At 68.0% G+C, this 14,221-nt stretch carries 11 protein-coding genes; 4 read left to right on the top strand and 7 right to left on the bottom strand.

The window, feature by feature from the left end; all coding sequences use genetic code 11:
* Nucleotides 1–6: 6 nt before the first annotated feature.
* From ACP7AI_RS16320 to ACP7AI_RS16345, 6 genes are all read right to left on the bottom strand, one after another.
* Entirely contained in the window at nucleotides 7–2,331 is a 2,325-nt protein-coding gene (locus ACP7AI_RS16320; protein WP_426169623.1) for a TonB-dependent receptor, read from the bottom strand.
* A gap of 144 nt (nucleotides 2,332–2,475) precedes the next feature.
* On the bottom strand, nucleotides 2,476–3,528 hold the full coding sequence (locus tag ACP7AI_RS16325) for a LacI family DNA-binding transcriptional regulator (protein WP_426169625.1): 1,053 nt from the start codon (nucleotides 3,526–3,528) through the stop codon (nucleotides 2,476–2,478).
* A gap of 55 nt (nucleotides 3,529–3,583) precedes the next feature.
* Nucleotides 3,584–4,477, bottom strand: coding sequence for a hypothetical protein (locus tag ACP7AI_RS16330; RefSeq protein ID WP_426169627.1), 894 nt, complete (start codon nucleotides 4,475–4,477; stop codon nucleotides 3,584–3,586).
* Nucleotides 4,477–5,460, bottom strand: coding sequence for an SPFH domain-containing protein (locus tag ACP7AI_RS16335; protein WP_426169630.1), 984 nt, complete (start codon nucleotides 5,458–5,460; stop codon nucleotides 4,477–4,479). Before ACP7AI_RS16335 ends, ACP7AI_RS16330 begins: the two co-directional genes overlap by 1 nt.
* 1 nt (nucleotide 5,461) lies before the next feature.
* On the bottom strand, nucleotides 5,462–6,145 hold the full coding sequence (locus ACP7AI_RS16340; RefSeq protein WP_426169633.1) for an NUDIX hydrolase: 684 nt from the start codon (nucleotides 6,143–6,145) through the stop codon (nucleotides 5,462–5,464).
* Between the two features lie 86 nt (nucleotides 6,146–6,231).
* Nucleotides 6,232–6,927 carry a response regulator transcription factor gene (locus ACP7AI_RS16345; protein ID WP_426169636.1) on the bottom strand — a complete coding sequence of 232 codons (696 nt, stop codon included), beginning with the start codon at nucleotides 6,925–6,927 and terminating at the stop codon, nucleotides 6,232–6,234.
* A gap of 430 nt (nucleotides 6,928–7,357) precedes the next feature.
* On the opposite strand from ACP7AI_RS16345, the gene ACP7AI_RS16350 reads away from it, so the two are divergent.
* From ACP7AI_RS16350 to ACP7AI_RS16365, 4 genes are all read left to right on the top strand, one after another.
* Nucleotides 7,358–9,013, top strand: a complete 1,656-nt coding sequence (locus tag ACP7AI_RS16350; protein ID WP_426169639.1) for a ShlB/FhaC/HecB family hemolysin secretion/activation protein — start codon at nucleotides 7,358–7,360, stop codon at nucleotides 9,011–9,013.
* Between the two features lie 44 nt (nucleotides 9,014–9,057).
* The gene (locus ACP7AI_RS16355; protein ID WP_426169642.1) at nucleotides 9,058–11,760 is read left to right on the top strand and encodes a filamentous hemagglutinin N-terminal domain-containing protein; all 2,703 of its coding nucleotides are present in this window, start codon (nucleotides 9,058–9,060) and stop codon (nucleotides 11,758–11,760) included.
* Entirely contained in the window at nucleotides 11,760–12,395 is a 636-nt protein-coding gene (locus tag ACP7AI_RS16360; protein ID WP_426169644.1) for a L,D-transpeptidase, read from the top strand. Before ACP7AI_RS16355 ends, ACP7AI_RS16360 begins: the two co-directional genes overlap by 1 nt.
* 75 nt (nucleotides 12,396–12,470) lie before the next feature.
* Nucleotides 12,471–13,331, top strand: a complete 861-nt coding sequence (locus ACP7AI_RS16365; RefSeq protein WP_426169646.1) for an FG-GAP repeat domain-containing protein — start codon at nucleotides 12,471–12,473, stop codon at nucleotides 13,329–13,331.
* 15 nt (nucleotides 13,332–13,346) lie between these two features.
* On the opposite strand, the gene ACP7AI_RS16370 is transcribed toward ACP7AI_RS16365, so the two are convergent.
* Nucleotides 13,347–14,213: a type 1 glutamine amidotransferase gene (locus ACP7AI_RS16370; RefSeq protein WP_426169649.1), complete on the bottom strand. Its 867-nt coding sequence runs from the start codon at nucleotides 14,211–14,213 to the stop codon at nucleotides 13,347–13,349.
* Nucleotides 14,214–14,221: the final 8 nt, after the last annotated feature.

Consider the following 14,221-nt stretch of genomic DNA (forward strand, 5'->3'; position numbering starts at 1 on the left):
GATATGCTATCGGCGAAACGTCACCTGGACACCATAGAAACGCGGCGTTTCATAGCTGGCGTTGAGCCCCTGCGAGCCGAACACGCCGCGGTTCTTGACCGCGACATCGCCGATATTCTCGACAAAGACATCGACGCCGTAGCGATCGTCCTTCGACCGCCAGCCGAGCCGGGCGTCGAACTTGGCATAGGCCTTTTGCCGATCGAGCTCGGTGTTGAAATCGGTGTTGAAGAACGAGCTCGACACGATGGCGTTGGCCGATGGCGTCAGCACGCCGGCATTGCCGAGATCGATGTCGTAGCGGGCGGCAAAGGTGAACTTGCTGCGCGGCGAAAATGGGATTTCCTTGCCGGCCAGCGAGATGCCGTTGGGCGCGGCCGGATAGTTGGGCGGGGCGCCGGTGATGTACTCGGTGTATTTCGTCTTCATCAACGTCGCGGTGGCGTTCAGCGTCAATTCCGGCACCGGCCGCGCCACCAGCTCGGCCTCCAGGCCCTGCGAATAGGCTTCGCCGGCATTACGGATCGCCGACAGCGTCGTGGCGCCGACGAGGAACTGGTTCTGGACCTGCAAATCCTTGAAGTCGTTGCGGTACAGCGAGATGTTGAACTGATAGCGGCCATCGGCGAAGCGGTTCTTGGAGCCGATTTCATAGGCCGTCACGGTTTCCGGCGCGAAGGTCGCCGGGATCAGCGGGTTGGTGCCGGCACCGCCGTTGAAGCCGCCGGAGCGGAAGCCGGTCGAGACACTGGCATAAACCATGTTGTCGGGCGTCGCGAAGAAGTCGGCGCCGGCGCGCCAGGTCGTCTTCTTGAACTTGCCGGCCAGCTTGAAGCTGTTGTTGACGACATCGACGCCGGCGACGATCCGGAAGTTGGTGACGTCGAAATCCTTGTCGTCCTCGGTATAGCGGATGCCGCCGGTCAGGCGCAGCTGCGGCACGACATAATAGGACGCCTGGCCATAGACGGCTTTCGATTCGACCTTGGCGGTGAACGGTCCGCGGCTGCCGGCGATGCCATCATTGATGTTGGTGCGGAACGAACCGAATTCGTCGAAGACCTTGTCGTTGAGATAGTAGAGGCCGACGATCCATTGCAGCGGCTTCGTTTCGCTGCCGCCGATCTGGAATTCCTGGCTGGTCGCGTCGCTGCCGCGGATCTGGCGGCTTTCGGCGGCGGTCGGCCCGGCGACTTCACCGGCGTTGGCGACATAGCTGAAGTCCTGGTAGCCGGTGATCGAGCGCACGAAGATGGCGTCGTTCGACCATTTGATCTGCGCCGACACCGCCTTTTGCTCGAGATCGGCGAACGAGCGCAGCTGGCCCTGCCAGGTATAGGGGTCGGGATCGACGGAGACGCCGAGGTCGCGGCCCTGGAAATCCGGGATGCCGTCGCGCTGGCCCGATGTGGCGGAGAAGAAGTTGAGGTTGGGGACGAGGATGCCGTTCAGGTCGCGACCGCCGCGGGTGTCGAAAGCCGACTGGCTGGCATTGGGGTCGACGAAGCCGCCCTGCGGCTTGTAGCCGAACGCCTGGCCGCCGGTGCCGCCTTCGCTCCAGTAGCTGCCGCGGACGATGATCTCCAGGCTGTCGGTCGGCGTCCATAGCGCCGTCGCGCGGATGAACTTGGTGTCTTGGGAATAGAGGTCGTTGTCCTTGACGACGATATTCTTGACATAGCCGTCGCGGGTTTCGCGGGTGCCGGCGATGCGGATGCCGAAATTGCTCGACAGAGGGATGCTGACATAACCGCTGGCGGCGACGCGGCTGTAGTTACCGACAATGACATTGCCGCCGAAATCGAATTCGGCGCCGGGCAGCGCGCCGACCACCGAGACGGCGCCGCCGAAGACGTTGCGGCCGAACAGCGTGCCCTGCGGCCCGCGCAGCACCTCGACGCGCTGGACATCGACAAACGGCTGGCCGGCCTGGGCGGCGCGGCTCTGGTAGATGTCGTCGACATAGAAGCCGATGGTCGGGTCGCCGTTGCCGGCGACATTTTCGGTGCGCACGCCGCGGATCGCCGGACGCGCCTCCAGGCCCGAGCGGCCGAAGGTGAAGCCCGGGGTATTCTGGGCAAGGCGGGTGATGTCCTGCGTGCCGGTGCGGCGCAGGTCCTCGGAGGTGAAGGCAGTGATCGAGATCGGCACGTCCTGCAGCCGCTGTTCGCGGCGCTGGGCGGTGACGACGATCTCGTCGACGCCGAACTGCGACGACGGCGGTGGCGCATTCGCAGTCGTTTGTGCATGCGCCATCGTCGCGGGCAGCAGGACCGCCAAAGTCGCTATGGCGGTCGCGACATAGTAGCTGGTCTTGACGGTGCTGCGCATCTTGGGCCCCTCGGTATGCAGCGTCGATGCTATGTATTTTTGACTGCCTATGCAACACAATAGTCATTGTTGGCCCATCGGGCATAAAGCCGCTCAATTTCAGCAGCTTGCGTCTATCCGGATGCGCGCTGGCGCCCGTAGCGGTCAGCGGGCGGGGGCGAGCCGCGCCGACGCGCCCTCGATGAAGTCGCCGGCAAAGCTGCGCACCTCGGGCAGCAGGGCGGGGTCCTCGATGCGTTCCACCACCATCGTCACCGCCGCCTCGGTCATGCGCCGCACCGGCTGGCGGATCGTCGAGATGCGGTAATTCCCCCAGAATGCCGGCGCGACCCCGTCGAAGCCGACGATCGACAGGTCGCACGGCACCGCCTTGCCATAGCCGATGCGGGCGCAGTCGACGGCGCCGATCGCCATCAGGTCGTTGGCGCAGACCAGCGCATCGATACGCCCGTCGGTCATCGCCATCAGCGCCTTCAGCCCGGATTCGCCGCTGACATAGTCGAACGCGCCCTTCACGACATGGGCGCTGTGGCCGTGATCCTGCAGCCGGGTCACCGCCCCGCGCACGCGTTCCTGGCTGACATAGCTGTCGTCGGGGCCGGAGATGATGCCGAATTCGCGATGGCCGGCCGCGACCAGGCGATCGATCAGCTGCCGCTCGCCGCCGACGGAATCGCAGCAGACACTGGCCACCGGCTCGCCGTCGCCCAGCCGGTTGTAGAGCACCACCGGCACCCGGTGGCGGGCGAATTCGTGCAGTTGCGCCTGCGACAGCCGCGCCGCGACGATCGCCCCGTCGACACCATAGCGCCAGATCTGGTCGAGCGAGGCATCGACATCGCTTTCGGCCTGCAGCGCGAACAGCAGCACCCGGATGCCGCGATCCGACAGCCGCCGCGTGATCTCGGCGAGCACCTCCGGATAATAGAGGTTGGTCAGGTTGGAGATCAGCACCGCGACCAGGTTGGACCGCCGGGTGATCAGCCCCGAGGCCATGGCGTTGGGCGAATAATCGAGCTCGCGCGCCGCGGCGAGCACCTTGGCCCGGGTCTTGGCGGCAATGCTGGCACCGGGGCGGAAACAGCGCGACACCGCCGATTGCGACACGCCGGCCAGCAGCGCCACGTCGTATGATGTCGGCCTCACGCCGGCGCTGGCCAATTGCCGGGGACTGGTCTGCTTGCTGTTACGGGTCATCGGGCGACGTTCCGCCGAAACTTGTCATGGCTCAACAAGAATCATGCCCGCCGGGTCAGCCCGTGACCAGCCGCAGTGTCCGCGCCGCGGTGGTGATCCGCACCTGCTCGCCCCAGCCGAAGGCGAGGAAATCCTGCTCGATGCCATCGGCGAAGATAACGCCGCCGTCGTTCATGCGGGACGTCACCACCAGTGGCGCATCGGTCAGCTTGCCGGCCTTGAGCGTCGTGCCCGTGGCGACGCTGGGGAACGGCTCGCGTACGAAATAGCCGATGGCGCGTTCCGCCGGCGCCAATGCCACCGCGTTGCCGGTGGCCAGCATGATCGACCGCGCCCAGCCGGTGGCGCCGGTGCCGCTGGCGGCGATGATGCCGCTCGACGACTGGTCCTCCTCGGTGTCGCCGACGCTGATCCGATACCGCGCCGACTGGTGGCTGCGATGCCCGACGAAAATCTCGTTGAGCGACAGCAGCCGGGCGCCGCTATCGAGCCGCGCCTCCACCATGGTGCGTTGCTCGGCCCCGACATCGCCCTGGACGCTGGCGACCAGCGATCGGCCCAGCCCGGCCAGCGGCACCCGCACCAGCACGCCGTCGTACAGGTCGGGCGCCGGGTTGACGCCCAGCACCGGCTGGCCGTCGAGGTATTTGGCGATATTGGCGACCAGCCCGTCCTGGCCGACGGCCACCACCACATCCTCCGGCCCGAACAGGAAGCGGTCGAAATCGGCGCGGCGGACGAGCGTCTGGCGCCAGTCGCCCGGCACCGCCGCCCGCGCTGTCTTCAGCGTCGCCGTGAACCGATCGTGGCGCGCCTCGACCTCGGCGATGTCCTGGCCGCGCGTCGCCAGGTAGAAGCGCGCCTGTTCGCGGGTGGCGTGCCGCGCGACCAGCAGCTCGTAATCGGTCTCCCGCGTCACGAAGACGGCGCGCGGGCTGGTCGTCGTCATCAGCCGGCGTCGACCAGCACCGGGGCCTTGCGAAATTCGCCGAGCACCGTCGCCAGCAGGTCGGGGGTGATGTTCAGATGCTCGATGGTGTCGAGCTTGCCGGCGAGCTCACGCGCGGCAAGGCCGAGCAGCACCGCCGGCGGCAGGTCGCGATAGATGCCGATCCGGGTGCGCTCGGCTTCGGCATTGGCGCTTTCGACGGTGCGGGTGCGTTCGGCCGCGGCGGCGGCTTCGATCTGCTGCGCCTCGGCGAGGCCGATGGCGCGATCGCGGGCGTTGCCGGTCTCCTCGGCGATCAGCTGCTTTTCGCGGCGCGCCAGCTCGGTGCGGTTGGCGAGCTCGTTCTCGGCAATGGCGCGCTCCTTGTCGACCGCCAGGGCGCGGCGCTCGAACATCGCCTGGTCGGCCTTTTGCTGCAGCGCCTCGAAGGTCGGCGTCTGCAGGGCCCGCTCCAGCTCGCTCGACGGCGCGATGCTGGTCAGCCGCACGGCGACCACCGCAATGCCGATCTCGGCGAGCGACGGATCGGCGCCGACGGCCGCTTCCAGCCGCAGCCGCAGCGGGTCGAGCCCGGCGTCGAGCAGGGCGCGCACCGGCGCTTCGGCAAGATATTGCGCCGTCGCCTGGTTGATGAGGCCGGCGAGCCGCGTCTCGATGCGCTCGATCGGCTCGCCCTGGTGGCGGCCGGTGGTCAGCGCCACGCTGAAATCGACGCGTTCCGCCAGCCGCAGCGGGTCGGCGACGCGCCAGGCCAGCGTGCCCTGCACCGCGACGGCCTGGAAATCCTGGCTGCGGCCGCGCACGAACAGGGTCATCTCGCGATCGTCCATGGGCAATTCGGCGATGCTGCTGGTTTCCGGCACGAACCAGAAGACGAGGCCGCGACCGCTGGCCCGGACCTTGCCGCCGCGATAGCGGATGACATGGTTGCTGGCATCGCTGCGCAACTGGGCGAGGAAGCCGAAGTTCTTGATATAGGCCATGTCAGGCGCCTTTCCTGGCTAGGTAGCGGTAGAGTTCGGCGGGGCGGAACGAGGCGCCGGTCTCGCGGTCGCCGGTCGCGGCCAGCCAGCCCTTGTCGAGCATGCGGCGGCGGAACGCCGGCTTGTTGAGGCGGACACCGAGGATCGCCTCATGGACATCCTGGAGCTGGCGCAAGGTAAAGCGTTCGGGAAGCAGCGCGAAGCCGACGCCCGAATAATCGAGCTTGCCGCGCAGCCGCAGCATCGCCTGGCCGAGGATGTCGGCGTCGCCGGGCGGCAGCGCCAACGGCTCGCCGCCGGGCGTGCAGACGTCGACGGGTCCGCCGGTCTCCCCCGCCCAGGGCACGATGACTTCGGCAAGGGCGAGGCGGTCGCCGGCCTGCAAGGGTACGGCGAAGCCGTCGCCGGGAACCAGCGCGACGTAGGCGATGGTGATCGCGGTTGGTCCGCTGCCGGTCGCGGGCGTCGCAAAGCTGTAGAGCTGCTCGAGATAGGCGAAGGCGACCGGCGCCTCGGCGGACAGGATGCGGCGGGCGGCGGCCTCCAGCGTCTCGCCGGCGCCGAGGCTGCCGGTGGGCAACGCCGCCGCGTCGCCGCCGGTCTTCGACAACAGGACGGCGACGACGCCGTCGACGATGCTCATCGGAATGACTGCCAGAACAGCCGTGAAATCCAGGGCGGTCACGAACATCTCCTTGAACGCATCATGCGTCTTAGATATTCGTACCTAGCATATATGTCAAGTGCGCATATATCGGACAATGCGCCCGGTCAGCCGTCCGCCAGCCGGTACGCCGGTCCCCCGCCGGCGCGCTTGCGCTGCCTGCCGGTATAATCGTCAGCGTGCGCCGGCGCCTCTATCGAACGGCCCGAGGCAAAGGCGATGCGCACCGCCGCGGCCAGGCTCTGCACCCCAAGCTTGTTCATCATGTTCGACCGGTGCATCTCGATGGTGCGGATGCTGACCCCCAGCTGATAGGCCAGCACCTTGTTGGAATCGCCGGCGACAAGGCCCCACAGCACCTCCTGCTCGCGATCGGTCAGCGTATCGACACGGGCGAGCGCGGCGCGCTGCTGGTCGTGCACCAGCCGCTCGCCGCGCAGCCGGTCGAACACGCGCGACAGGCTTTCGGCCAATATGTCCTGGCTGAGCGGCCTGGGGATGAAATCACAGGCACCGCGGCGCATGGCCATGATCGCACCGGCAAGGTTGGATTCGGTCGCCATGACGACGATCGGCAGTTCGGCGCGGCGCAGCGAGGCCGCGGCGAATAGCGCGTCATAATCGATGCCGACAATGTCGCAGTCGATCAGCAGGCACCCCGGCTCGACACCCGCCAGCATGCCGAAGCCCATATCGGGCGCCAGCGGCCGGGACACGATGCCGAGACTGTTCAACAGTCCGGCAAGCGCCGACGTGTCGGCAGCACCATTGTCGATATGATAGGCGATCCGACGATCCCACATCAAAAACCTGCTTTCCTTGCCCCCAACAGGCATTTTCCAAACACGCGCTTGACAAAAAGGTTCCGGGTCAGAAACGAAAACGCTAATTCCTATACTGCGGCAGACGGACAGAATTACCCGATCCACCGGAAGATACGCTGCTCGTTACATCGTCATGACTGGTCACCATTGTCGCAGGTTGGAAGGGACTAGCTAACAAATCCAACCAGCAACAAGTTAACGCAACACTAACGCTCGTTACCGGGTTATCCACATCTGGGCGAATCAAGCCCGGCGGGCGAAAAACCTTCAGCCAGGGGGATTTAACATTTGATCGAGGGCGCCGCTACTGCTGGCGGTGCCCGGCAACCGGGGTTTCCCCCCTGGCAGGATCCTTGTGTCGGAACGGCAACCCGCCGTCCCGGGCAAGGACACCAGCAAGGTGGGCAACGTGCGGACTGCGATTATCGGACTTCTGCTATCGACGGCCGCCGAGGCCGCCCTGGCGCAACAACTGCCCAGCGCCGGCGGCCAGCTGCGCCAATTGCCGCCGCCGTCGCAGACGCCGCGGGTCATTCCGGAACTGCGCGTCGATCGGCCGGCGCCCGCCGCCCCCGCCGCCGATGCCGGCCCGGCCTTCCCGGTCAATGCGCTCGCCATCACCGGCATGACGGTGTTCACCGAATCCGAACTGCGCGGCGTCAGCGGCTTCGTGCCCGGCGCCAGCGTCAGCCTGAATGATCTCAACGCCATGGCGGCGCGCATCACCGCCTTTTACGGCACCCGTGGCTATTTCGTGGCGCAGGCCTATCTGCCCGCCCAGGCCGTATCCGGCGGCACCGTCACCATTGCGGTGATCGAGGGCCGCTATGGCGCCATCACCACCAACAACAGCAGCCGCGTCGCCGACGGCGTCGTCGCCGGCCGGCTTACCGGGCTCGACAGCGGCGACATCGTCGCCAATCGCGCGCTGGAACGCCGGCTGCTGCTGCTGTCCGACCTGCCCGGTGCGCTGGTCAAATCGACGCTGTCGCCCGGCGGCGAAGTCGGGACTGCCGATCTTCGCATCGACGTTACCCCCGGCCGCAGCGTCACCGGCAGCATCGATGCCGACAATGGCGGCAACCGCTATACCGGTTATTACCGCGCCGGCGGCAGCCTCAACTTCAACAATCCGCTCGGGATCGGCGACGTGCTCAGCGTCCGCGGCCTCGTCTCCGATGGGGGCCTCACCTACATTCGCGGCGCCTACCAGCTCCCCGTCGGCGCCCTTACCCTGGGCGTTGCCTATGCCCGGCTCGACTATTCGCTCGGCAAGGAGTTCGAGGCGCTCGATGCCCATGGCTCGGCCGACATCGCCAGCGTCTTTGCCAGCTACCCGTTGCTGCGAACCTATGACTACAACGTCTATCTGCTCGCCGCCGCCGATTTCAAATTCTTCCACGACGAAGTCGACACCACCGCCAGCGTCATCGACCGGCGTTCGCAGGTCGGCTCGCTCGGCCTGTCGGGCGACGGGCGCGATGCCGGCGGCAGCAGCTTCTGGTCGATCGGCTGGACCTATGGCAACCTTGACATCCGCACCCCGGCCGTGCGCGCCATCGATGCGGTGACGGCGCGCAGCAACGGCGGCTTTCACAAGCTCAACCTCGCCGCCGGGCGCAACCAGAACCTCACCGAGAACCTGTCGCTCTACCTCTATGCCCGCGGCCAGCTGGCGTCGAAGAACCTCGACATTTCCGAAAAGATGCAGCTCGGCGGTGCCTATGGCGTCCGCGCCTATCCCGAAGGCGAGGGCTTTGGCGACCAGGGCTATATCGTCACCGCCGAGGCACGGCTGCGGCTGGCCGGCGTGTCGGCGGCGGTGCCGGGCGATGTCAGCCTCGTCGCCTTCGTCGATCATGGCGGGGTCACCTTCAACCGCAACCGCTTTTCCCCGGCCGACAACAGCACCAGCCTCAGCGGTGCCGGCGGCGGCATCACCTGGTTCGGCAACGGCAATTTCCAGGCCCGGGCATCCTATGCCCATCGGCTGGGCAGCAAGCGCGTGATGTCCGGTCCCGATGCGTCGGGCCAGTTCTGGTTCCAGGTCAGCAAGTTGTTCTGATCCGTCCTGCCGCTGCAGGTTTTCGTTTTCCAAAGGTAACGCCCATGTCCTTCGTCTCCCTCGCCCAGGCCTATCGCACCCGCCTTCTCGCCGGCACCATGGCGGCGGCACTGCTGTCGCTGCCCGGCGCCGCGCTGGCGCTGCCCGGCGGCGGTGTCGTCGTCGCCGGCAGCGCGACGATCGCGGCGGCGCCTGCGGCCCTGACGATCAATCAGTCGAGCCAGAACGCCGTCATCAACTGGCAGGGCTTCGGCATCGGCACGGGCGAAAGCGTCACCTTTGTCCAGCCCAACGCCCAGTCGGTGACGCTGAACCGCGTCCTCGGCCAGGATCCCAGCACCATCATGGGGCAGATGTCGGCAAACGGCCGGGTCTTCATCGTCAACCCCAACGGCATCCTTTTCGGCCGTGGCGCCCAGGTCAACGTCGGCGGCCTTATCGCCTCGACGCTGGGCATCAGCGACGCTGATTTCATGGCCAACCGCTTCCGCTTCGAAGGCAGCGGCGGCAGCGTCCGCAACGACGGCAGCATCAACGCCGATGGCGGCGTCGTCGCGCTGATGGGCTCGCAGGTCAGCAACCAGGGCACCATCCAGGCCCAGCTCGGCACCGTGGCGCTGGTCGGCGGCGAGGCGGTGACGCTCGATTTCACCGGTGACGGTCTCCTCAACGTCGCCATCGAGCGCGGCGCCATCCGGGCCGTCGTCGAAAACGGCGGCATGATCGCCGCCAATGGCGGCCGTGTGCTGATGACCGCCCAGGCCGCGGGCACGTTGCTGAAGACCGCCGTCAACAATACCGGCGTCATCGTCGCGCGCACCGTCGCCAACCGCGGCGGCGTCATCCTGCTGCTCGGCGACATGGACAGCGGCACCATGACCGTCGACGGCAGCATCGATGCCGGTGCCCCCGATGGCGGCAACGGCGGCTTCATCGAAACCTCGGCGGCCAGCGTCAACATCGCCGACACCGCGCGCATCACCACGCTGGCGGCCACCGGCACCACCGGGACCTGGCTGATCGACCCGCAGGATTTCACCATCCAGGCCGGCAAGAACATCTCGGGCGCGGCGCTGTCGGCGCTGCTCGTCACCAACAGCATCGTCATCAGCACCTTCCCGGGCGACGACATCACCGTGACCGGCACGCCGCCGGTGACCAGCCTGTTCACCTCCGCGACCGGCAACGGCGACATCTTCGTCAACGAAGCCATCGCCTGGACCGCCAGCCCCAGCACCACGACGCTGCGCCTCAATGCCGTGCGCGACATCAACGTCAACGCGTCGATCACCGCGACCAACGGCAATATCGTGCTGTGCTGCGGCCGCGACGTGAACATGGCGGCGGCGATGACGACGACCAACGGCAGCATGATCGTCAACGCCGGCCGCAACGTCACCATCCAGGCCATCGCGGCGCTGACGGTGACCGACGGCAACATGGCGCTGTGCGCCGGCCATGACCTCATCATCGAAGGCGCAGTGACGCTGACCCGCGGCACGACGATCCCGGCACAGGCGCTGGGCCTGCCGCCCGGCATGACGCTGATCGCCGGCTTCGACGGCACCGGCCCCGGTGTCGAGGGCGGCACGGTGATCTTCGGCGCCACGGCCCCGCCGGTCGTCGTCACCGGGCCGACGGCGCTCGTCACCATCAACTACAACCCGACCTCCTATGCGACGCCGACGAACTTCACGCCGCGCTTCACGCTCAGCGGCGGCGCCACGGTCGATGCCCGCATGCTGGTCTTCCCCAAGGCCGAAAAGGTCGGCGACGGCACCACCGGGGTCGTACTCAGCGGCTTCAACAGCACGGCGACCTCGGGCCTGCCGACCGGTGTCACCCTGGTCGCCGGGCCTGAAGCGCAGGCGAATTTCGACAGCGCGGTGCCGGGCGAGGACGGCGGCGTGAGCTTCAGCGGCTATACGCTGGGCGGCCCCGATGCCGCGAAATACGCACTGGCGAGCTCGTGCTGCGAAGCCGGGCAGCGGACGGCTGGCGTGGTGACGACGCCGACCCCGACCCCGACGCCGACTCCCACTCCGACACCCACGCCGACTCCGACGCCTACGCCCACGCCGACTCCGACACCTACGCCGACGCCGACGCCGACACCTACGCCGACCCCAACCCCGACGCCGACTCCCACTCCGACACCCACGCCGACGCCGACGCCGACACCGACACCGACACCGACACCAACGCCGACGCCGACACCTACGCCGACGCCGACGCCGACTCCGACGCCTACGCCAACACCCACTCCGACGCCGACGCCGACTCCGACGCCTACGCCAACACCCACTCCGACGCCTACGCCGACGCCGACGCCCACCCCGACGCCAACTCCGACGCCGACGCCGACGCCAACTCCGACCCCGACGCCGACGCCAACTCCGACCCCGACGCCGACGCCGACGCCAACCCCGACGCCTACGCCGACCCCCACTCCGACACCAACCCCCACGCCAACTCCGACTCCGACTCCAACACCAACGCCGACCCCAACCCCGGCACCCGCACCCGTCGCGGTCTCGCCGATCTCGACCACGCCGATCCCCGCGGTCATCACCGGCATGCCGCTCGCCGGCGTGGAGCTCGCCGTGCTCAGCGGCGGCGTCAGGATGCCGGCCGCGCCGGTCGCGGTGCCGGCGCCGGTCGAGGTCGCGCCGGCCCTGGCACCCGCGCCGGCACCAGTCGCCCCGGCGCCGCTGCCCGAGCTCAAGCCCAAGCCGTCGCGCCATTGATGGACCGCGTCGCCGGCCGCCACGCGCGGCAGCTCTGCCTCGCGCTGGCGCTGCTGGCGGCACCGGCCGGTGCCGCCGAGCCCGCACCCGCGCCGGCCGCGGCACCCTCTGCCGACGTCGCCGCCATGGCGGAACGGGTCCGCGCCGCCGGTGACAACGCCGGCCAGGGCTATGTCATCGTCGACAAGCGCAACGCCCGCGCCTTTGCCTATGACGCCGACGGCAGCCTGCGCGGCGCCGCCCCGGTGCTGCTCGGGCTCGCCCGCGGCGACGTCAACCCGCCCGGCATCGGCGATCGGCCGCTGTCCGCCATCGGCCCGGCCGACCGCATCACCGCCGCCGGCCGCTATGTCGCGCGGCTCGGCAACGATCTCGGCAAGAACGACATCTTGTGGGTGGATTACGCCGCCAGCCTGTCACTGCACCGCGTCATCACCGGCAAGCCGGCCGACCAGCGCGTGCGCCGCCTGATGTCGCCCAGCCCCGACGACAACCGTATCTCCTACGGCTGCATCAACGTCCCCGCCGACTTTTTCGACAGCATCGTCCGCCCGCTGTTCATCGGCACCACCGGCATTGTCTACATCCTCCCCGAACAGCGCGCGTTCGACGACGTGTTCCCGATGCTGCGCTGACGGCCGCCCCGCTGAAATCGACGTGAAAACGTCTCCGAATCGAGCTATAAGGGCGTGTGCGGTGGGGAGTGTGCCATGGCCGGTTCGAGCATGTTTGCGACATTGACGCGCGGCCTGTGCGGGCTGCTGGCCGCCGGACTGTTATGGGCCGGCCCGGCGAGCGCGCTGCCCGCCTATGTCTTCGTCGGCATTGCGGACTGGGACCGCGACGGCCACCAGGACATCATCGCCCGCAACGGCGTCAGCGACCTGATGCTGTTTCCGGGCGAAAGCCGCCGCGGCTACAGCCAGACGCAACCCATCAAGATCGGCAACGGCTGGAACGGCTACACCTTCGCCGGCATCGCCGACTGGGACGGCGACGGCCATCAGGACATCGTCGCCCGCAACGCCGCCCAGGACCTGATCCTGTTCCCCGGCCAGAGCCGCCGCGGCTACAGCCAGATCGAGCCCATCAAGATCGGCAATGGCTGGAACGGCTATACCTTTGCCGGCATCGCCGATTGGGACGGCGATGGCCACCAGGACATCATCGCCCGCAACGCCGCCAACGACCTGATACTGTTTCCCGGCGAAGGCCGGCGCGGCTACAGCCAGACGCAACCCATCAAGATCGGCAATGGCTGGAACGGCTATCGCTTTGCCGGCATCGGCGACTGGGACGGCGACGGCCACCCGGACATCATCGCCCGCAACGCCGCCATGGACCTGATCCTGTTCATCGGCGAGGGCAAGCGCGGCTACAGCCAGACCCAGCCCATCAAGATCGGCAACGGCTGGAACGGCTACAGCTTTGCCGGCGTTGCCGACTGGGACCATGATGGCCACCAGGACATCGTCGCGCGCAACGCCGTCAACGACCTGATGCTGTTCCCGGGCGAAGGGAAACGCGGCTACAGCCAGACGCAGCCCATCAAGATCGGCAACGGCTGGTAACCAACGCCCGGCCGCTCAGCCACAGGCCCCGGACAGCAGGCTGGGCACGCTGCGCCGGGCAACATGGCCGAGGAAATTGCCCAGCTCCGTCCGCCGCCGATCCGCATCGATCGCCTGGGCGTCGAGCCCCAGCCGCCAGGCGAGGTCGCGACGCCGCGGATCGCCGTGCAGCCCGTCGACAAGCGCCGCGGTCGCTTCGACATCGGCCTCGGTTTGCGCCAGCCCGTGCGCGACGATGTCGTCGGCATCGCGCCGCAACGCCGCCGCGACTTCGCACAGGCTGATCTCGGGATGATATTGCACGCCCCAGAACAGCCCGCCATCGTGGCGGATTTCCGCCGCCTGCACCCGGGTGACGCCGTTGGTAGCGAGCAGCGTCGCCCCGGCCGGCAGTTCCGCGACCTCGTCCGAATGGATCGCCGGCGCGTCCCAGGCCGGTGGCCGCCCGCGCAGCAGCGGATGCGCCGCACCAGCCGCAGTCGCGGTGATGCGCCGGGCAAAGCCGGCCTCGCGGCGAGACCCCATGGCCCGCACCGTGCCGCCGGCCGCCATGACGGCGATCTGCAGGCCGGCGCACGACCCGAACGCCGGCGTGCGCGAGCCAAAGACCGCCCGCATGAAGGCGAGCTCGCGCCGTACCTCCGGCGTATCGTCATAGGCATGCAGCGGCGACCCGGTCAGCAGCACCGCATCATAATCGCGGAGCCCGGCCCGGCCGGGCAGCACGCTGTCGGCATCGGCCGGCGTGATCCGATGGCAGGTCGCACCCGGGACGAGCGCGGTGACGACGTCGACAAAGGTCTCGCCCGACGACCGACCGACACTGTCACGCCGCCGCCGCCGCGCATCGGCAGGCTCGCTTTCAGCCACCAGGAAATGCATGGGTTCCA

Origin of the sequence: Sandarakinorhabdus sp. DWP1-3-1, from assembly GCF_049896705.1 — a bacterium.
Lineage (GTDB): Bacteria > Pseudomonadota > Alphaproteobacteria > Sphingomonadales > Sphingomonadaceae > Sandarakinorhabdus.